The sequence below is a fragment of the Mycobacterium sp. E1386 genome, from assembly GCF_001672745.1.
In the GTDB taxonomy this organism is placed as follows: domain Bacteria; phylum Actinomycetota; class Actinomycetes; order Mycobacteriales; family Mycobacteriaceae; genus Mycobacterium.
On the sequence record NZ_LZKH01000057.1, the window covers coordinates 24,995 to 42,849 of the forward strand.

A 17,855-nucleotide genomic window follows, 5' to 3' on the forward strand; every position below is an offset into this window, starting at 1 on the left:
CAGGCTGCGCTTCGCGCACGTCTGGTGAGAGGATCTTGGGCATGGGCCCTTTCCTGATTCGCGCCGCACTGACCGGTTTCGCGCTATGGCTGGTCACGAAGTTCGTCCACGGGATCACGTTCGTCGGCGGCGACACGAAGCTGGAGCGGGTCGGCATCATCTTCGTCGTCGCCATCATTTTCGGTCTGGTCAACGCGTTCATCAAACCGGTCGTCCAGCTGTTGTCGATCCCGCTGTACATCCTGACCCTGGGCTTGTTCCATGTCGTGGTCAACGCGCTGATGTTGTGGATCACCGCGTGGATCACCGAGCACACCACACACTGGGGTTTGCAGATCGATCATTTCTGGTGGACGGCGATCTGGGCCGCGATCGTGTTGTCCATCGTGAGCTGGGTGCTGTCGCTGATCATTCGGGACGTCAGCCGGCGCTAGCGGCCCTGCCATCGCGGCGGACGCTTCTCGGCGAATGCCCGCGGGCCTTCCTTGGCGTCCTGTGTCTCGAAAATGCGGTCGCTGTGCCGGGTTTCGTTGTCGTACGCCGACGCGAGGTCGAGCGCCAGACCCTCGACGGCCGACTGCTTCGTCGCGGACACCGCGAGCGGCGCGTTCGCCGCGATGCGTTCGGCGTAGTCGTACGCGGTATCCATCAGGCGTCCGGGCGGGACGACGCGGTTGATCAGCCCCATCGCCAGCGCCCGCTCCGCGTCTACCATGTCGGCGGTCAGCAGCAACTCCATCGCCAGCGGATAGGGCATCTGACGCGGCAGCCGCACGGTGCTGCCGCCACCGGCGAAAAGGCCGCGCTTGGGTTCCATCACCGCGAATCGCGCGGCGGGCACGGCGACCCGGATGTCGGTTGAGCTCAACATCTCGAAGCCGCCCGCGACGCAGGTGCCGTTGACCGCGGCGATGATCGGCTTGTAGACGGGGAAGCGGTGCAGTACGGCGTGGATGGCGTCGTCCTTGTTCCACCCCTCGGGCTGCGGCAGATCGCCGGTGAGCTCGGGAATGAACTTCTTCAGGTCGGCGCCGGTGCAAAAGTCTTGTGCGACACCGGTGATCACCGCCACCCAGGCGCCGCCGTCATCGCGGAACGCCGCCCACGCGTGGGCCAGGTCGCGGAAGTGTTCCATGTCCAGGGAGTTGCGGGTCTCGGGACGGTTGATCGTGATGGTGGCGATGTGGGCGTCCAGCGTGTAGTCAATGCTCACCGCGCCTCCCGCTGAGCGGCCAGACGGACCACGTCGCGCGCGCAACCCCACGACAGGGTCACGCCGTTGCCGCCGTGGCCGTAGTTGTGGATGCACCGGCCCCGTCCCAGCGGCTCGGCCTGTACCCGCACCGAGGGGCGGTCGGGACGCAGCCCGGTGATGACCTCTATCACCTCGGCTTCGGCGAGCCGTGGCTCGATCTGGCGGCAGCGGTGCAGGATTCGGTCGGTCACGTCGGGATCCGGGGTGGTGTCCCAGCGGCCGGGGATGCTGATGCCGCCACACACGACGCGCTGTGGGTGGGGGAAGTAGCAGGTCCATTCCGGCCCGCCGTTGATTTCCAGAAACAGTTGCCGCAGACCGGGGTTGGTGAGCACGACGTGCTGGCCGAACAGCGGGCGCAGTGCGTCGTCGCCGGTCAGGGATCCCGCGGCCAGACCGGCGCAGTTGACCACGATCGGCGCGGCATCGGCAACCTCGGCCAGTGATCGCACCGGTCGCTCCTCGATGGCGCAGCCGGCCGCGGCAAGCCGCCGGGTGAGGTAGTCGAGATAGTGCGGCATATCGATCATCGGCAACGTGGCGCGAAAGCCGTTGCCGAAGCCGCCCGGAAGGTCGGCGGGGTCGGCGGGGCGCAGGTCGGGGATCAACGCCGCGGCGGACGACATCGCCTCGGCCGCAGTCAGTTCACCGACCGCCATCGCCGGCGACAGTTGAACGCCGGAGTCGGCGTCGTCCGCGAGTTCGCGGAAGACCCGCAGGGAGTGCTCGGTCCAATCCAACGTTCCGCTTGCGCGCTCCGCCGGCCGCGGCGGCAGCCATACCGCGCCCGCCACCTTAGAGGTCGTGTGCTGTGGCGTGGCGGCCGTCCAGACCCGCACCGACCAGCCGGCCTCGGCCAGGCACACGGCCGACGTCAGACCGCTGACACCGGCGCCGACGACGACAACTTGTTGCGCACTGGCCACGGCCCGTCAGGAACCGTCAGTTGTGCGGGGCGGGCGGCGGAGGCTGTTGTCCGCCCTGGCCGCCACCGAGCAGGCCGTTGAGGAGGCCGAGCGTGCTCTGCACACCGGCCGGCGGTGTAGTCGGCGGCGGCGTTGCGTCCGGAGTCAGCTGCCACGGTTGGCAACCCGAGGTCTTGAACGCCTTGTCGGTCGGGTCGATCTGCACCACCTGAGGCTTTTTGCTCATCGAATTGTCGATGATGTTGCCGTCCGGATTGCCCATCCGCTTCCAGTAGCAGGTGCCGTTGTCGGCGGGGCCCCCGGAGCTGTAAATGCCCGGCACGATGTCGGACCCGACGTTGTAGATGCCGTCCTTATCGATGCTCGACTTCGGTCCCGGTGCCGGTGAGGCGGCCGGCGAGGCGGCGGGAGAGGGTGCCGGTGAGGCCGACGACGGCGGCGGTCCAGGAGCGGGTCCCCTCGGGTCCGGGTCGGCCGCCGCGACGCCCACCGACACCGCCCAGCCCGCAACCATCAGTGCCGCGAGCGCCAACCGCCCCGCGCTCGGTACACCAGCCTCAATCCCCATAGCACGTCAGCGTACCGGGTGAGCAGCCGAATTCACGCAAAGCGGCATCCGCCGGCCGGCACCCCCGGACGCGTAACCCATGGTCACGGCGCCCTACGAACCTCTTAGGGGAGCCGCCGCACGCGGCCGGCGTAGCCGAGCGCGTGCTCGTACGTATCCAGGTTGTCCCGAGAAATCTTCGCGTGCACCGGGCGTTCGAGGAAGAACCGCAGCAGCGGGTTGTAGGCGTGGTAGGTCTCGTGGAAGGTCAGCACCGTCGTGCCGTCGGGCTGCTCCTCGAGCCGGTGATAACCCTCGGCCCGGGACCACAGCGGCGCGCCCACGGCCACGTACCGTGACAGTTTGTTGGTTTCCGCCTCTGTGACGGTCTCCCACGACCGCGCCCGGCCTCCAGACAGCAGGTACTTGGGCACCGGGTAGACGCAGGTGCGGACCAGACCCTCGCCGGCCTCGTTGCCCTCGTTGAGGATTTCCATGCTGCCGGTGGGCCATGTGAGGACTCGGGGCCGCGGCGCGTCGGGCGGTGCGGGCGGATGCAGCACCCGCCACACCTTCGCCGGCGGTGCGTCGACGTGAAATCGCACGGTGTAGGACTGCATCAGCCGTCTCCCCAGCTATCCCAGAACGTCACGGTTTCCGCGGGCGGGCGCGTGGCCGGCCGGAAGTCGGTACCGATCGTGTAGGCCACCGGGAAAAGGGCGGCCTGCGTCACCGTGTCCGGGATACCGAGCAATTCGGCCACTTCCCGTTCCTTGGCCAGATGCATCGTCGTCCATACCGATCCCAGCCCCCGCGACCGCAGGGCGAGCAGGAAACTCCAGCCGGCCGGGATGATCGACGCCCACGCCGACGCGGCGGTCAGCAGAGTGGAGTTGTCGATGCGGTTCGCCAGGCACGGGATCACGTGCACGGGGACCCTGCCCAGCGTGTCGGTCAGGGCCAGCGCGCCGGCGTACACGCGCCGGGTCTGCGGGTCGGACGCCTGTTTGGTCGCGTACGCAAGGTACTCGGCGCCGATGCCGCGATAGATCTCGCCGATCGCGGCGCGCTTGTCGGCGTCGGTGATCACCAGCCAGCGCCAGTCCTGCGCATTGCTCGCCGTGGGCGCCTGCATCGCCAGCCGGATGCACTCGAGGATCACCTCGCGGCCGACCGGCCGGTCCAAGTCGAGGCGCTTACGCACCGACCGCGTCGTCGTCAGCAATTCGTCGACGGTCGCCAGGTCCATTCGGCTCCTTACTACAGATCGATTGCGCAAGACTGGTCGACGCCGAGCACGGTCAACGAGCGGCCCAGGCCCAGAAATACCGCAACGCACAGGGTGAGATCCAGGATCTCGGGGTCGGAGAACGACTCGCGCAGACGCGCGAAGAAGGCGTCGTCCAGCGAGCCATGATCGGTGGCGAAGCGCTCGGCGTACTCGATGGCAAGCCGTTGGCGGGGCGTGTAGCCGGGGTAGCTGGCGTACGCCGCGACGTTGTCGTAAAGCTCCGGCGTGACCCCGGCGTCCAGCACCGACTGGGCCCGAAAGTCCGAACAGGCGACGCAGTCGTTGATCTGGGCGATGCGCATCCTGGCCAGTTCGCGCTCGTCGGCCGGCAGAACGCTCTGCTGGTAGGCGCCGCGGATCATCCGCTCCACCATGTCGCCGAGTTGCGGCCGCAGCGTCCAGATCATGGCGGCTTCGCCGCCGGGGCCATCCGGCACGTTGAGACGGGCCATCGGCGACTCCTGCCCGGTGAGTTAATTACTGAGTCGAGCAAACCAGTTCGCAACTCGACTGTCCAGGGCGTAATCGCGCGGTTGTAGACCCGACAACGCGTTCGGAGTTACCGTCTCGGCGTGCTGTTCATGCACGAGGTGCATAAGGTGCGCGGCCGCTGCGAAGACGATTTCGAGGCCGCGTTCCGACAGGGCTGGATGCCCATGCTCGCCGACGGTGACGACGCCCGGTTGCTCTGGTACGCCGACCACGCCCAGGGCAGCGGACCGTCCTACACCGTCGTGACCGTCACCGCCGTTCGGGACGGGGCGGCGTGGGAGCGCCTTGCGCTCCGGGTGCAGCAGGGTGATTTGCAGGCGTGGATGCGCGAGCTGGATGAGCTGCGCTACGACGTCGAGGCCAAACTGCTGGCGCCTCTGCCGTGGTCGCCGCTGCAGGACGAGCCGCTGGGGGAGGTGCCGGTCGACGGCCGGGAGCACGAACTCACCCTCTACATGGAAGACACCATGTGGCCCTATCCGGACAAGTTCGAGGAATACATCGCCCGCAGCGGCGGCGTGTATGCGCAGAGCCTCCGGCGACCGTCTTCAATGCTGGCGATACAGGCGGCTTTTCAGCCCGCGCTGGGCAGCCACCTACGCCGGGAGGTCGTCCTGATGCAGCGCGTCCAGCGGCCCGATCAGCTGCTCGGGCTGCTCCAGACGCGGATTCCCGCCGAATACCGCGCACCGGGCACGTGGATGCACGACGCTCTCGACCTGCGCGACCAGTGGACCAGTCGGCTGCTGCGCACCTCCGCATGGTCACCCTTCTACTGAGCCGCACACGATGACTATCGGAACGATGCTCGAGGCCGCCGCGAATGGCGATCCCGGCCGCGTCGCGCTCATCGTCGATGGACGCTCGATCGGTTATGGCGAGCTGGCGAGCACCGTGAACCGCTGTGCCGCCGGCCTGGCCGAGCGGGGCGTGGGGGCCGGCCAACGCGTCGCAGTCGTCGACGGCGGAAGTGTGCTCTCGATCGCGACCGTGTTGGGGGCGGCCCGCATCGGTGCCGCCGCGGCGCTGATGAACCCCGCGCTGACCCCGCCCGAACTCCACAGCCTCATGACGAGCGCGCGCTGCGCCGAGGTGGCCGTCGCGGGGGAGCCGTACGCCGAGCGGCTCCGCGAGGCCGGTGCGCCGACGGTATCGGGCGCAGAGCTGCTGGAGGGCGCCGCTGTGCCGCCGCCCCCGCGCGACGACGCCGGCGGCGACGCCCTTGTGTTGTTCACCAGCGGGACAACGGGCTTGCCCAAGGCGGTCGGGATCGGCGGCCGGCAGCTGATAAGGCGGATCAAGGGGATGGCGGCACCGTTCCGCGCCGACGCCGCACCCTCGGTGGGGCTGATGTGCGTCCCGTTCTTCCACGTCGGGGGCGCACTGGGCACGCTCGGCAGTTTGTACTCGGGCAATACGTCGGTGGTACAGCGGCGATTTGACGCGGGCGAGTGGCTGCGCCTGGTGTCCGAGCATCGGGTGACCACCACATTCCTGGTTCCCGCGATGATGCAGCGCATCCTCGACCATCCCGACTTCGCCGGCGCCGACTTGTCGTCTCTGGTCGCCGTCGCCTACGGCGCCGCCGCCGCGCCGATAAGTTTGGTGCGCCGGGCGATGGATGCCCTCCCACATGTGGCGTTCGCCAACGTATTCGGGCAGACCGAGACCCTCGGCGCCTACACGACGCTGATGCCCGCCGATCACCGCGATCCGGCCCGCGCGGGATCGGTCGGCCGGCCGCTGCCCGGTGTCGACGTGCGAGTGGTGGACCCCGAGACTGGTGAGGACGTCGAGCCGGGAACGGTCGGCGAGTTGTGGGTGAACACCGCCCAGAACGTCACCGAAGGTTGGCTGCGCACCGGCGACCTCGCCCGCCAAGACCCCGACGGCTACCTGTTCCCGAGCGGACGGCTCAGCGACACCATCAACCGTGGCGGCGAGAAGTTCGGGCCGATCGAGGTCGAGGAAGCGCTTCGTTCCCATCCGGCGGTGCGCGACGTCGCGGTCGCCGGAATCCCCGACGACGAGCTCGGCCAGCGAGTGGGGGTGGCAGTGACGGCATGCGCGCCGGTGACCCTCGAACAGCTGCGAGCGCACTGTCGCGAGTTGATCGCCTACTTCAAACTGCCCGAGCGGCTGGCGATCGTCGAGCACATCCCCTACAGCTCGACCGGCAAGGTGAACCGCCGCGAGCTCGCCGCGCTCATCGCCAAACACGCTTGACGGCAAGGAGTTCCGATGCTGTTTTTGCATGAGACCCACAAAGTGGTCGGCGCGCGGCAGGACGAATTCGAGGCCGCGTATCGCGAGGGCTGGATGCCGACGCTCGCCGCCGGTGACGACGCCAGGCTGCTCTGGTACACCAATCACGCCCACGGCTCGGGGCTGTCCTACAACGTGGTCACCATCACCGGCATCGTCGACGGCGCGGCGTGGGAAAGGCTGGCTCGCCGAGCTCAGCGCGGTGACCTCCAGCCGTGGATGCGTGAATTGGACAATTTGCGTCACGAGGTGACGGGCAAGCTGCTGCTGCCAGTTACCTGGTCACCCCTGCAGACGGTGGACCTGGCCAGCGTGCCGACCACGGGTGAGACGCACCCGTTGACGATGTTCATGGAAGACACGGGCTGGCCGTACGCGCCGCTCGACGATTACATCCGGTCCTGGGACGAGATCTACTATCGGCCGCTGTCCCAGGCGCCGGCCCGCATGCGCATCCTCGACATCCAGGCATGCTTCCAGGTGGCGCATGGGAGCAGCCGGCGCCGAGAGGCCATGCTGTGGCAGAAGATCGACGACTCCAACAACTACGCCGCACTGGTCCACCTGCTGACCAAGGAGATCCCGCCGGAGCACCGGGCACCGGGAAGCTACATGTTCGACGCCCTCAAGTACCGCGACCAGTGGCAGAGCCGCCTGCTGCGGACGTCGGACTGGTCACCGCTGTACTGAGCCCGGCCCGGTCGTGCGATTCAGGATGCGGCCGGCCCGCTCGACCATGTCGGCCACGATGTCGGCCGCGGGCCGGACTCGCCGGACGAGCCCCACCCCCTCGCCGACGAGTATGGCGGCGCTGTCGAAATCCTCTGCCGCGACAGCCTTTTCGTAATCCTCGACCGCCTCGGGCAGCGATGCCGCCAGCCGATCCTCGTTGCCATGCCAGGTGTCGAGGAAGGCGTTGCCGAGCGCCCGCGCGTTGTATCCGGCCGGCCAATCCAGCCGCCGCACAAGGTCGTAGGCGCGCGTGCGGACGGTGTCGTCCCCGCCGGCGGCCAGCGCCCGCTCGTGGGCGCGGGGGGACACCAACGCCTCCGGGGACGCCCAGAACCTGGTGCCCACGAGTACGCCATCGGCGCCGAGCACCAGCGCGGCGGCCAGCCCGCGCCCGTCGGTCACCCCGCCCGCGGCCAGCACGAGCGTGTCCGGCGCGCGGTCGGCGACGAGGTCGACGCCGTCGGGCACCAGCGTGAAGGTGGACCGGACGGTCATGCCGTGGCCGCCTGCCTCGCCGCCCTGCGCCACCACCACGTCGGCGCCGGCGTCCAGGGCCCGGCGCGCGTGGTCGAGCTTCTGCGCCTGCGCGATGAGTGGGACGCCGGCGGCGCGAATGCGGTCGGCGAACGGCTGCAGGTCACCGAAGGAGAGCATGATCGCGGCGGGTCGCCGGGCAAGGGCCTCGTCGAGCAGCTCGGGCTGTCGGGCCAGGCTCCAGGTGATGAACCCGCATCCGACGTTTGCCCCGTCGGCCCGGTCGAATTCGCGCCGCAACCATTCCGCGTCGCCGTAGCCACCGCCGATGAGGCCCAGGCCGCCGGCCGAGGTCACCGCCGCGGCCAACCGGCCGCCGGAGATCATCGCCATCGGGGCGAGCACGATGGGGTGTTGGATGCCGAAGAATTCCGTGAGCCGGGTGTCGAGGCTCATGTCAGCTCCCCGGTGAGAAATTGCGCGCGGCCGTGTCCGAAAGACCAATTCTCGTCGCCGTTTTCGGTGATAGCGACGATCAGGTCGGCCGGGTCGAGGCCGCACCGCTCTGCCAGATTGGTCGCCAGCAGCTCGTAGAATTTCTCCTTCATCGCCCGCGTGCGCCGCCGGCTCACCACGTTGATGATCACCTGGTTCGACGAGCGGCTGATGCCGAGACCGGTATCCAAAGCGACGATTTCGTGGGCGGGATGGGTGCGCACCACCTGATAGCGGTCGCGCGGCGGCACCCCGAACGCTTCGACGACGGACTCGTGTACCGCGTCGAGCAAGGCCCTGACCTCCGACGGCGTGCGGCCCTCGATGAGGTCGATGTAAAGCAGCGGCATTTCGTCTCCTTAAGATCTATGTCCTGGCTACGACGGTAGGTCCGTCGAGAGGGCCTGTGAAATGCCTGCTGTAATCGATCTATGCTTGCCAGGCATGGGCGCGTTGGCGAGCGGTCGGGTCGAGTTGCGCCACCTGCGGGCGTTCGAGGCGGTGGCGCGGCTGCGATCGTTCACGCAGGCGGCCGACGAACTCCGCATCACCCAACCGGCGCTTAGCCGCACCATCCGCCAACTGGAGGACGCGCTCGGCGTGGCGCTGGTGGACCGCACTTCGCGGCACGTCGAGACCACCCAGGCCGGGCAGGCGTTCCTCGACCACGTCGAGCGGGTCCTCGCCGAGCTGGAGCGGGCTTTCGGGGCCGTACGCCGGCAGGCGAGCATCGGCCTCGGATTCAGCTGGTTGCTGCCCGACCCGTGGGCCCAGGACACCGTCGCCCGTTTCGAGCGGGCCACCGGGACGACGGTCAGACTGGTCCGCACCGACGATGCGCTGAGCGCCGTCCAGCAGGGCAGGGTGGACGTCGCCGTGGTCCGCGGCCAGGTGACGGTGACCCAGGTGCGGGTGGTGCACCTCTTCGACGAGTCCCGCGTGGCCGTGTGTTCGGTGCACTCGCCGCTGGCCATCAGATCGGAGTTGGACTGGGCCGAGGTCCCGCAGTGGCCGCTGGTCGTCAACACCGCCAGCGGAACCACCGGGCCATGGTCATGGCCGGCGGGGGAGGGACCGAAAACGATCGTTGAGACAACCAATTTCGACGAGTGGCTCGAATCCGTCGCGGCCGATCGCGGCATCGGCGTGATCCCGGACGTCGCGGTCCGGCGCAACATCCACCCCGGCGTGCGGTTCGTCGCACTGCGCGGAGCCCCCACGAGCACCGTCTCGCTAGCGTTTCTGCCGCGCGCCCGCAACGCCGTGCTGCGCCGCTTCGTCGAGGCGGCCGTCGAGAGCGCGGCAAGCGTTTGAGTGTGCGCTCACGGCTTTGAGTGTGCGCTGACGGCGGCGTTGCTCGGCGTGTCGCCACCGTGGGCGCACATTCAACGGATCAGGCGAGCGGCGCAAAACCCGAGCGAAGCAGCTCCAGGCTGGACGCGACGAGTTCGCCGAGGTCGCCCATGCAGCCGTTGCGGCCCCAATTCTCCACTGCCACAACCAGAGCGGCGGCCACGGCGGAGCCGGTGACCTCGGCGAGCAGATCGATGTTCGCCACGCCCGGGTTGCGATCCCTGACGAAATCGGTCAGCACCTCGGCGAACGACGACTGCACGACGCGCAGATGGCTCGCGATGCGCTCCGCGCTGATCAACTCCGCGCGGGCCGTCGCGGCCTGGCGGACCACCTCGAGGTCATGCGGAAAGGCCGCGACGCTCGCCAGCACCGCATCGAAGAGCGACTCGGAGGCGGGACGGTCGGCGAGCGCCTCGGCCAGCCACGCCAGCTGCGTCTCGTAATCCTGAAAGAGCACCGCCTCCTTGGTGGGGAAGTGGCGAAAGAAAGTCCGTTCGGTGACCCCGGCCTCGCGGGCCAGCTCGGTCACGGTGACATTGGTAAACCCTTTGCGCGCAAAGCTTTTCAACGCCGCTTGGCGCAGCGCCTCATGCGTCGATCGTCGGCGTAGCTCATGACGGTTCGTCGGCGCGTTCATCCCCCAGGAATGGTATCCCAGCCGGCCGAAACTTGTCAGAACTGACATCTTCCGATTGTGTCAGTACTGACATATTCTTGTCACGCGCCAATCGAGGGAGGACGCCATGTCGGACTACGACGCGATCGTCGTGGGAGCGGGCCACAACGGGCTGACCGCGGCCGCGGTACTGCAACGCGCGGGCGTGCGAACGCTGTGCCTGGAAAGCAACACCTATGCCGGGGGCATGGCGGCGACCGTCGAACTGATCGACGGCTTCCGGTACGAGATCGCCGGCTCCGTCCAATTCCCGACGGCGAGCCAGATCACCAAGGATCTCGGGCTGGACACGCTGCCCACGGTGGAGCCGGACGTGATGTCGACCAACATCGGCGACCACGGCGAGGAGGCGATGATCTTCTACCGCGACCCGATGCGGCTGATGACGCACCTGGCCGAGAAGCACGGCATGGAGGCCGTCACGGGCATGGCCGAACTGATCGGGTGGAGCCAGGGACCCGCAAAGGCGCTGGGCCGCTTCGACGTTCGCACACCGCCCAAGACCCTCGACGAGATGTACGCCTGCGCGGCGAACGACGCCGAACGCCGCGCCATTCACGAAATGCTGTTCGGTTCGGCGATGGACGTCATCGACCGCTACCTGCCCGACAAGGACAAGCACGCCGTCATGCGGGGGATGCTCGCGTTCCTTGCCGTCAACTCCACCTACCGCGGCCCCTACACTCCGGGCAGTGCCACCTGCCTGGCATTCGCTCTGGCGGTACCGGACGACAGCACGGCGATGATGACCAAACTCAAGGGCGGCATCGGCGCGCTCACCGAACACCTGCGTGAGCTCTTCGTCTCCCACGGCGGTGAGATCCGGTTCCGAAGCAAGGTGGAGCAGATCCTCGTCGACCGCGGCTCCGTGACCGGGGTGCGGTTGCGTGACGGCTCGACGATCACCGCGCCGATCGTGGTCTCCAACCTCGCGCCGGACGTCACCCTCACCGAGCTGATCGCCCCCGAACATGTGCCGGGGGAGCTCATTTCACGTCTTTCCGGGCGAGACCACCGCGCCTCCTTCGTGCAGATCCACTTCGCCCTCGACGGGCTGCCCGAATTCGCGCCGCCCTACGAGTTTTTGAACGAGGACGGCATGCAGCAGTCGGTCGGGATCTTCGGCGATCCCGAAGAACAACAGCTGCATTGGGAGAACTGTCGTCGGGGCATCGTCCCGGACAACCCGTCGATGGGAATGCAGATACCGTCCGTGCATGATCCGGGGATGGCGCCGCCCGGTAAGCACGCCGCGAGCGCCTACGCTTACGCTTTCCCGGTCGAAGTCGACCGCCACGACCATGGGCACCTCAAAAATGTTATGGCACAGCGTGTTATCGACAAGATCACCCGGTTGGCCCCAAATTTCAAGGACATCGTGATCCGGCACATCACCTTTGCGCCCTACCACATGAACACGATGTTCGGTGCGCCCGCGGGCGACTTCTGCCACGGGCTGCTGCATCCGGACTTGATGGGCCCGAACAGGCCCGGCCCCAAGGGGTTCCTCGACTTTCCGATTCCCATCGAAGGACTCTACCTCGGCGGTGCGGGATGCCACGGTGGTCCCGGCATCACCTTCACGCCTGGCTATAACGCCGGCTATCAGGCGCTCGACGAGATGGCCTAACGCTCAGCCCGCGAACGTCCCGGTCAGCCGGGCCTGGGCGGTTGCCGCGCCGCCGATCGTCTGCGCCGCCTGCACGCCGGCGAGCCCGTCGGGCAGCCGGTAGTCGTTGGGCAGCTGGTAGAGGGTGAACCGGTAGTGGTGCGTGCCGGTTCCGGCCGGCGGACAGGGGCCTTTGTATGCGGCCTCTCCGGCGGTGTTCGGCAGGGTGGTCGCGCCGGCCGGCGTCTGGCCGTCGACGGTGCTGCCGCTACCGGGGCCGATTCCGACCACCACCCAGTGCACGTAGAGACCGTTGACGGCGTCCGGGTCGTCGACCACGAGTGCCGCCCCCAACGGCGCCGACCATGTCAGCGGCGGCGCCATGTTTGCGCCCTTGCACGTGTACTGCACCGGGATCGGCGCACCGTCGTTGAACGCTGGGCTGGTGATGCTCAACGGCCCCTCGGCGGGGGCGGCCCGGGCGGTCCGCCCAAGCGTCGTGACCTTCGGCGTCGACGGCGCCGTCATGCGGGTGTCACCGTGGCCGCCGCAGCCGGCCACCGCTCCGAGGATCGTCAACGCACCGGCGATCGATGCGACCCGCCGAAAGCTGCTCACGGGTGTCGGTTTCATACGGACAGTGTCGCTCGCGCGGCCACCATCCGGAAGCGCCGGATTTGACGGCCGGGTGCCCCTACTTGCCGCCCTTGCGCTCCAGCACGCGTTTACGCAATCCCTTGGTGGCCGTGTCCATGAGGCTCTTGGAGCCTCGCTTGATCAAGAACCCGGGCACCGGCATCAACAGGTCCACGGTGAGGTCGAAGCTCACCCGGGTGGAGTCTCCGTCGGGCTTCAGGGTGTAGCGACCGTCTTGCGCGCGTTGCTGTTTGGCACTGACCAGAGTCCAGCTGACGCCGTCGTCGTGGACGGTGTACGCCAACTCCTGCTCGTCGCTGACGCCGACGAGTTTGACCACTTGCTTCGACCTGAGGGGGTGGCCCTGATCGTCCCGCTCGAGAACCTCCACCTTCTGATGAACCGAGGACCACTCGGGCAGCGCTTCAATGTCGAACAGCACATCCATTATCTGATCCGGTGTCGCTTCGATGACGACTTCGCGGGATTCGGTGACAGCCATGGCAGATAGATAACCACTGCGGCGCCGCTAAAAACTCACGGCAACAGGACGACCTTGCCGACGTTCTCCCGGGCCGCCAGGATGCGGTGCGCCTCCGGCGCCTCGGCGAAGGGCACCGCCGCATGGACGACGGGAGCGACCGTCCCCTCCGCGAGCGCCCTGGCCAGCGGAGTGATCCACGGCTCGAGCGTGCCGCGGTCGTCCCACAGCCGCAGCATGTTGAGGCCGATCACCGCCTTGGACTCCGAGAGTTGGTCGATCAGGTTGAACCCGCGCAGCATCGCCAGCGCATGCGGGGCGGCCGCCCGCAGCGAGCGCTTCTCACCATGCTGCAGGTTCGACACCCCGTACCCGACCAGCCGTCCGCCCGGCCGCAACAGCGCGTAGGACCGGCGCAGCGAGGTGCCACCCAGCGCGTCGAGCACCACGTCGTACAAATCCAGGCCGCGCCACCAGCCGTCACGGGGGTAATCGATCGCCCGGTCCACCCCCAGTTCGGCCAGCTTCTCGTGTTTCGCCGGTGACGCGGTGCCGTGCACCTCGGCCCCGGCGGCCTTCGCGAACTGGATGGCCGCGATGCCGACGCCGCCGGCCGCGGCGTGCACCAGCACCCTTTCCCCGGCGCGCAGCGACCCGTATCCGTGCAGCGCGGCCCAGGCGGTCGCGTAGTTGACGGGGACGGCGGCGCCCTGTTCGAAGCTCATCGCGGCCGGCAGCGGCACCGAGTCGCTCGCGGCCACGTTGACGATCTCGGCATAGCCGCCGAAGCGGGTACCCGCCAGCACCCGGTCGCCGACGCGGCCCGGATCGACACCGTCGCCGACGGCCTCGACGGTCCCGGCGACTTCGTAGCCCACCACCGCCGGCAGTTTCGGCGCATCGGGGTACAGGCCCACGCGGGCGAGGTGGTCGGCGAAGTTGACCCCCGCCGCGCGCACCGCGACCCGCAGCTGCCCCGGGCCGGGGGGCGGGGGATCGGGCCGCTGCTCGACCCGCAGCACCGACGGACCGCCGCGCTTGGTGATGACGACTGCGCGCATCGTGAATACCTTCTCTCCGGCCTTGTCTCCGGCTTCTGCCAACACGTCAACTATCTACGACATGCTCAGCTAGCTTGCTGGGTGTGCATCTCGCCTGGGAACGGTTGACGGCCGGCGTGCGTCGCTGCCGGCTGCCGTTCTGCGATGTCACGGTCGGACTCGTGTGGGGCAGCACCGGAGTACTGCTTGTCGACACCGGGACGACGCTGCCCGAGGCGAGCGCAATAGACGCCGGCGTGCGACGGCTCGCCGGCCGCCCGGCCAGCGATATCGTCTTGACCCACAAGCACTTTGACCACGTGCTGGGTTCTTCGGTGTTTGCCGACGCGAACATCTACTGCGCGCCCGAGGTGGTCGAATGTCTGTCGTCGGGAACCGGGCGGATGCGCGAGGACGCGTTGGACCACGGCGCCGACGCCGCGGAGATAGATCGAGCGATCGCGGCGTTGCGACCCCCGCGGCGCGGGGTCTTCAACGCCACCATCGACCTCGGTGATCGCGCCGTGACGATCGCCCACCTGGGCCGTGGCCACACCGCCTCCGATCTGGTGGTGGTGGCTCCCGGGGGAGCCGACGACCCGGTCGTCGTGTTCACCGGCGACCTGGTCGAAGAGTCCGCCGATCCCGCGATCGACGCCGACTCGGATCTGGCGGCGTGGCCGGCCACCCTCGAGCGGCTGCTCGCGGTCGGCGGGCCGGACGCGGTGTACGTGCCGGGCCACGGAAGGGTGGTCGACGCGGAGTTCGTCCGTCGCCAGCGCGAGTGGTTGACCCGGCGCGCGGCCGGCGGCCCCGGCTGAGCCGGGGCTGCGTACGAAAGGTGTTGCGCCGCAAGCGGTGCGCACCGAGACCGCCCGGGCGGCGGCCCGCGGCCGTGCCACGCCGTCGCCGGCTTGCGGATACAGGCGTCCGGCAACAGTTTTGGCATGGGTCTTTCGGCCCCTGATTGAAAGGCCATCTCCGGGGATAGACTCCGTCCAGGGAAATCGTGCCGAAGAGGAGCGTAGGGCCATGGCCATCATTGACTCGGACACCGAAGTCCGGACATCGTTCGAAGACGACATCGCCGCCACGCAGCGCTACATGGACGACCCGCGCTTCGCCGGCATAACGCGTCTCTACACGGCCCGCCAGGTAGTCGAGCAGCGCGGCACCATCCCGACCGACTACCCGGTGGCGCGCAACGCGGCCGCCGCCTTCTACGACCGGCTGCGCGAGCTGTTCGCCGCGAAGAAGAGCATCACGACGTTCGGCCCCTACTCGCCGGGCCAGGCGGTGGCCATGAAGCGGATGGGCATCGAGGGCATCTACCTCGGCGGCTGGGCGACCTCGGCCAAGGGCTCCACCACCGAGGACCCGGGTCCCGACCTCGCCAGCTATCCCCTCAGCCAGGTGCCCGACGACGCGGCGGTGCTGGTGCGCGCCCTGCTCACCGCCGACCGCAACCAGCAATACCAGCGACTGAACATGACCGAACGGCAGCGCGCCACCACGCCCGCGTACGACTACCGGCCGTTCATCATCGCCGACGCGGACACCGGCCACGGCGGTGACCCGCACGTGCGCAACCTAATCCGCCGCTTCGTCGAGGTCGGCGTGGCCGGCTACCACATCGAGGACCAGCGCCCGGGCACCAAGAAATGCGGCCACCAGGGCGGCAAGGTGCTGGTGCCGTCGGACGAACAGATCAAGCGGCTCAACGCGGCCCGGTTCCAGCTCGACGTCATGAAGGTGCCCGGCATCATCGTCGCCCGCACCGATGCCGAGGCGGCCAACCTGATCGACAGCCGCGCCGACGAGCGCGATCAGCCGTTCCTGCTCGGCGCCACCAACCTCGACATCCCGTCGTACAAGGCGTGTTTCCTGGCGATGGTCCGGCGCTTCTACGAGCTGGGGGTCAAGGAACTCAACGGCCACCTGCTCTACGCTCTGCCCGATTCCGAGTACGGCGCCGCCACCGCCTGGCTGGAGCGTCAGGGCATCCAGAGTTTGATCTCCGACGCGGTGAACGCCCGGCGCGAGGACGGGCAAGGTTCGATCGACGACCTCTTCGACCAGGTCGAGTCGCGCTTTGTGGCCGCCTGGGAGGACGACGCGGGGTTGATGACCTACGGCGAGGCCGTCGCGGAGGTGCTCTCGTTCGGCGAGACCGAAGACGAGTCGCCGAGCATGACCCCCGACGAGTGGCGCCAGTTCGCGGCGCGCGCATCGCTTTACACCGCACGGGAGAAGGCGAAGGAACTGGGCGTCGACCCGCCGTGGGACCCGGAGTTGTCGAAGACGCCGGAGGGCTACTACCAGATCCGCGGCGGCATTCCGTACGCCATCGCCAAGTCGCTCGCGGCCGCACCGTTCGCCGACATCCTCTGGATGGAGACGAAGACCGCCGATCTCGCCGACGCACGCCAGTTCGCCGACGCGATCCACGCCGAATTCCCGGAGCAGATGCTGGCCTACAACCTCTCTCCGTCCTTCAACTGGGACACCACCGGGATGACCGACGATGAGATGAAGCGCTTCCCCGAGGAGCTCGGCAAGATGGGCTTCGTCTTCAACTTCATCACCTACGGCGGCCACCAGATCGACGGTGTTGCCGCCGAGGAGTTCGCCACGTCGCTGCAGCAGGACGGCATGCTGGCGCTGGCTCGGCTGCAGCGCAAGATGCGCCTGGTCGAGTCGCCCTACCGGACCCCGCAGACGCTGGTCGGCGGGCCACGCAGCGACGCCGCGCTGCAGGCGTCGTCCGGGCGTACGGCGACCACCAAGGCGATGGGCAAGGGCTCTACCCAGCATCAGCACCTCGCCCAGACTGAGGTGCCCAAGAAGCTGCTGGAGGAGTGGCTGGCGCTGTGGAGCGAGAACTACCAGCTGGGCGAAAAGCTGCGGGTGACCCTGCGGCCCCGCCGCGCCGGTTCGGACGTTCTCGAGCTCGGCATCTACGGCAACGGGGACGAGCAGCTGGCCAACGTCGTCGTCGATCCCATCAAGGACCGGCACGGCCGCAGCATCCTGCAGGTGCGTGACCAGAACACCTTCGCCGAGAAGCTGCGCCAGAAGCGCCTGATGACGCTGATTCACCTCTGGCTGGTGCACCGGTTCAAGGCCGACGCGGTTTACTACGTCACGCCGACCGAGGACAACCTCTACCAGACCGAGAAGATGAAGTCCCACGGGATCTTCAGCGAGGTCTATCAGGAGGTCGGCGAGATCATCGTCGCCGAGGTGAACAAGCCGCGCATCGCCGAGCTGCTGACACCCGACCGCGTGGCGCTGCGCAAGTTGATCACCAAGGAAGCCTAGAGAGCGGATGCCGTTCGCCCACGTGGCGCAGGGCTGAGTGCAGTTGCTGATGCGCCGAACGCGGTATCCAATTTACGAATAAGAAAATTTCTTATTCCCGATGCAGCAAATTCCCGCACTGCAACTGTTGTCCGAGGATACGATTTGGCTCGCCGATGGCCCATTAGCCCGAGATGGGCCATCGGCTCCTAACGCGGCCACTCTGTCGCGCTTTCCTCTTCCGGCGGCACGATCACAGCCCCCGCGGTGCGCCCGCGGG

20 protein-coding genes are annotated in these 17,855 nt (G+C 68.1%); 8 read left to right on the forward strand and 12 right to left on the reverse strand.

What is annotated here, in order from left to right; all coding sequences use genetic code 11:
• Nucleotides 1-41: 41 nt before the first annotated feature.
• Entirely contained in the window at nucleotides 42-434 is a 393-nt protein-coding gene (locus tag A5709_RS05840; protein ID WP_068118718.1) for a phage holin family protein, read from the forward strand.
• On the opposite strand, the gene A5709_RS05845 is transcribed toward A5709_RS05840, so the two are convergent.
• The 6 genes from A5709_RS05845 to A5709_RS05870 all read right to left on the reverse strand — a co-directional run bounded on the left by A5709_RS05845 (nucleotide 431) and on the right by A5709_RS05870 (nucleotide 4,471).
• Nucleotides 431-1,213 carry an enoyl-CoA hydratase/isomerase family protein gene (locus A5709_RS05845; protein ID WP_068118722.1) on the reverse strand — a complete coding sequence of 261 codons (783 nt, stop codon included), beginning with the start codon at nucleotides 1,211-1,213 and terminating at the stop codon, nucleotides 431-433. The two genes, A5709_RS05840 and A5709_RS05845, sit on opposite strands and share 4 nt — an antisense overlap.
• Nucleotides 1,210-2,181, reverse strand: coding sequence for an FAD-dependent oxidoreductase (locus A5709_RS05850; protein ID WP_068118723.1), 972 nt, complete (start codon nucleotides 2,179-2,181; stop codon nucleotides 1,210-1,212). The genes A5709_RS05845 and A5709_RS05850 overlap by 4 nt, the downstream gene beginning before the upstream one ends.
• 16 nt (nucleotides 2,182-2,197) lie before the next feature.
• Nucleotides 2,198-2,749: a hypothetical protein gene (locus tag A5709_RS05855; protein WP_068118725.1), complete on the reverse strand. Its 552-nt coding sequence runs from the start codon at nucleotides 2,747-2,749 to the stop codon at nucleotides 2,198-2,200.
• Between the two features lie 104 nt (nucleotides 2,750-2,853).
• Nucleotides 2,854-3,348 carry an SRPBCC family protein gene (locus A5709_RS05860; protein ID WP_068118727.1) on the reverse strand — a complete coding sequence of 165 codons (495 nt, stop codon included), beginning with the start codon at nucleotides 3,346-3,348 and terminating at the stop codon, nucleotides 2,854-2,856.
• On the reverse strand, nucleotides 3,348-3,977 hold the full coding sequence (locus A5709_RS05865) for a nitroreductase family protein (protein ID WP_068118729.1): 630 nt from the start codon (nucleotides 3,975-3,977) through the stop codon (nucleotides 3,348-3,350). Before A5709_RS05865 ends, A5709_RS05860 begins: the two co-directional genes overlap by 1 nt.
• Before the next feature lie 11 nt (nucleotides 3,978-3,988).
• Nucleotides 3,989-4,471: a carboxymuconolactone decarboxylase family protein gene (locus A5709_RS05870; RefSeq protein ID WP_067944496.1), complete on the reverse strand. Its 483-nt coding sequence runs from the start codon at nucleotides 4,469-4,471 to the stop codon at nucleotides 3,989-3,991.
• 129 nt (nucleotides 4,472-4,600) lie between these two features.
• Between A5709_RS05870 and A5709_RS05875 the strand changes: the two genes are divergently transcribed.
• Genes A5709_RS05875 through A5709_RS05885 form a run of 3 tightly spaced genes read left to right on the forward strand, consistent with a single transcriptional unit; the run spans nucleotide 4,601 to nucleotide 7,466 of the window.
• Nucleotides 4,601-5,290 (forward strand): hypothetical protein, encoded by a 690-nt coding sequence (locus tag A5709_RS05875; RefSeq protein ID WP_231986931.1) that lies wholly within the window; start codon nucleotides 4,601-4,603, stop codon nucleotides 5,288-5,290.
• A 10-nt stretch (nucleotides 5,291-5,300) separates the two neighbouring features.
• A complete protein-coding gene (locus A5709_RS05880) occupies nucleotides 5,301-6,737 on the forward strand; it encodes a class I adenylate-forming enzyme family protein (RefSeq protein WP_068118734.1) in 1,437 nt (478 codons plus the stop codon).
• Between the two features lie 15 nt (nucleotides 6,738-6,752).
• On the forward strand, nucleotides 6,753-7,466 hold the full coding sequence (locus tag A5709_RS05885; RefSeq protein ID WP_068118736.1) for a hypothetical protein: 714 nt from the start codon (nucleotides 6,753-6,755) through the stop codon (nucleotides 7,464-7,466).
• Here the strand turns inward: A5709_RS05885 and A5709_RS05890 are convergent.
• Nucleotides 7,452-8,438 (reverse strand): nitronate monooxygenase family protein, encoded by a 987-nt coding sequence (locus tag A5709_RS05890; RefSeq protein WP_068118739.1) that lies wholly within the window; start codon nucleotides 8,436-8,438, stop codon nucleotides 7,452-7,454. The genes A5709_RS05885 and A5709_RS05890 overlap by 15 nt on opposite strands.
• Entirely contained in the window at nucleotides 8,435-8,827 is a 393-nt protein-coding gene (locus A5709_RS05895) for a tautomerase family protein (protein WP_068118742.1), read from the reverse strand. The genes A5709_RS05890 and A5709_RS05895 overlap by 4 nt, the downstream gene beginning before the upstream one ends.
• 94 nt (nucleotides 8,828-8,921) lie before the next feature.
• Between A5709_RS05895 and A5709_RS05900 the strand changes: the two genes are divergently transcribed.
• On the forward strand, nucleotides 8,922-9,791 hold the full coding sequence (locus tag A5709_RS05900) for a LysR family transcriptional regulator (RefSeq protein WP_068118746.1): 870 nt from the start codon (nucleotides 8,922-8,924) through the stop codon (nucleotides 9,789-9,791).
• Nucleotides 9,792-9,870: 79 nt separating this feature from the next.
• Here the strand turns inward: A5709_RS05900 and A5709_RS05905 are convergent, their stop codons facing one another.
• On the reverse strand, nucleotides 9,871-10,470 hold the full coding sequence (locus A5709_RS05905; RefSeq protein ID WP_068010232.1) for a TetR/AcrR family transcriptional regulator: 600 nt from the start codon (nucleotides 10,468-10,470) through the stop codon (nucleotides 9,871-9,873).
• Nucleotides 10,471-10,576: 106 nt separating this feature from the next.
• Here A5709_RS05905 and A5709_RS05910 point away from each other — a divergent pair, with 106 nt between their 5' ends.
• On the forward strand, nucleotides 10,577-12,139 hold the full coding sequence (locus tag A5709_RS05910) for an NAD(P)/FAD-dependent oxidoreductase (RefSeq protein WP_068118748.1): 1,563 nt from the start codon (nucleotides 10,577-10,579) through the stop codon (nucleotides 12,137-12,139).
• 3 nt (nucleotides 12,140-12,142) lie between these two features.
• Here the strand turns inward: A5709_RS05910 and A5709_RS05915 are convergent, their stop codons facing one another.
• The 3 genes from A5709_RS05915 to A5709_RS05925 all read right to left on the reverse strand — a co-directional run bounded on the left by A5709_RS05915 (nucleotide 12,143) and on the right by A5709_RS05925 (nucleotide 14,296).
• Nucleotides 12,143-12,751: a YbhB/YbcL family Raf kinase inhibitor-like protein gene (locus tag A5709_RS05915; RefSeq protein ID WP_068118750.1), complete on the reverse strand. Its 609-nt coding sequence runs from the start codon at nucleotides 12,749-12,751 to the stop codon at nucleotides 12,143-12,145.
• Nucleotides 12,752-12,812: 61 nt separating this feature from the next.
• Nucleotides 12,813-13,256, reverse strand: a complete 444-nt coding sequence (locus A5709_RS05920) for an SRPBCC family protein (protein ID WP_067944506.1) — start codon at nucleotides 13,254-13,256, stop codon at nucleotides 12,813-12,815.
• A gap of 35 nt (nucleotides 13,257-13,291) precedes the next feature.
• A complete protein-coding gene (locus A5709_RS05925) occupies nucleotides 13,292-14,296 on the reverse strand; it encodes a zinc-binding dehydrogenase (protein WP_068118792.1) in 1,005 nt (334 codons plus the stop codon).
• An 83-nt stretch (nucleotides 14,297-14,379) separates the two neighbouring features.
• On the opposite strand from A5709_RS05925, the gene A5709_RS05930 reads away from it, so the two are divergent.
• Entirely contained in the window at nucleotides 14,380-15,096 is a 717-nt protein-coding gene (locus A5709_RS05930; protein WP_068118753.1) for an MBL fold metallo-hydrolase, read from the forward strand.
• A 211-nt stretch (nucleotides 15,097-15,307) separates the two neighbouring features.
• Nucleotides 15,308-17,596 carry an isocitrate lyase ICL2 gene (aceA, locus tag A5709_RS05935; RefSeq protein WP_068010241.1) on the forward strand — a complete coding sequence of 763 codons (2,289 nt, stop codon included), beginning with the start codon at nucleotides 15,308-15,310 and terminating at the stop codon, nucleotides 17,594-17,596.
• Nucleotides 17,597-17,855 lie beyond the last annotated feature (259 nt).

Coding starts and splice junctions, on each gene's coding strand:
- A5709_RS05840 (WP_068118718.1), top strand. CDS start 42: ATGGGCCCTTTCCTGATTCGCGCCGCACTGACCGGTTTCGCGCTATGG.
- A5709_RS05855 (WP_068118725.1), bottom strand. CDS start 2,749: ATGGGGATTGAGGCTGGTGTACCGAGCGCGGGGCGGTTGGCGCTCGCG.
- A5709_RS05860 (WP_068118727.1), bottom strand. CDS start 3,348: ATGCAGTCCTACACCGTGCGATTTCACGTCGACGCACCGCCGGCGAAG.
- A5709_RS05865 (WP_068118729.1), bottom strand. CDS start 3,977: ATGGACCTGGCGACCGTCGACGAATTGCTGACGACGACGCGGTCGGTG.
- A5709_RS05870 (WP_067944496.1), bottom strand. CDS start 4,471: ATGGCCCGTCTCAACGTGCCGGATGGCCCCGGCGGCGAAGCCGCCATG.
- A5709_RS05875 (WP_231986931.1), top strand. CDS start 4,601: ATGCACGAGGTGCATAAGGTGCGCGGCCGCTGCGAAGACGATTTCGAG.
- A5709_RS05880 (WP_068118734.1), top strand. CDS start 5,301: ATGACTATCGGAACGATGCTCGAGGCCGCCGCGAATGGCGATCCCGGC.
- A5709_RS05885 (WP_068118736.1), top strand. CDS start 6,753: ATGCTGTTTTTGCATGAGACCCACAAAGTGGTCGGCGCGCGGCAGGAC.
- A5709_RS05890 (WP_068118739.1), bottom strand. CDS start 8,438: ATGAGCCTCGACACCCGGCTCACGGAATTCTTCGGCATCCAACACCCC.
- A5709_RS05895 (WP_068118742.1), bottom strand. CDS start 8,827: ATGCCGCTGCTTTACATCGACCTCATCGAGGGCCGCACGCCGTCGGAG.
- A5709_RS05900 (WP_068118746.1), top strand. CDS start 8,922: ATGGGCGCGTTGGCGAGCGGTCGGGTCGAGTTGCGCCACCTGCGGGCG.
- A5709_RS05905 (WP_068010232.1), bottom strand. CDS start 10,470: ATGAACGCGCCGACGAACCGTCATGAGCTACGCCGACGATCGACGCAT.
- A5709_RS05910 (WP_068118748.1), top strand. CDS start 10,577: ATGTCGGACTACGACGCGATCGTCGTGGGAGCGGGCCACAACGGGCTG.
- A5709_RS05915 (WP_068118750.1), bottom strand. CDS start 12,751: ATGAAACCGACACCCGTGAGCAGCTTTCGGCGGGTCGCATCGATCGCC.
- A5709_RS05920 (WP_067944506.1), bottom strand. CDS start 13,256: ATGGCTGTCACCGAATCCCGCGAAGTCGTCATCGAAGCGACACCGGAT.
- A5709_RS05925 (WP_068118792.1), bottom strand. CDS start 14,296: ATGCGCGCAGTCGTCATCACCAAGCGCGGCGGTCCGTCGGTGCTGCGG.
- aceA (WP_068010241.1), top strand. CDS start 15,308: ATGGCCATCATTGACTCGGACACCGAAGTCCGGACATCGTTCGAAGAC.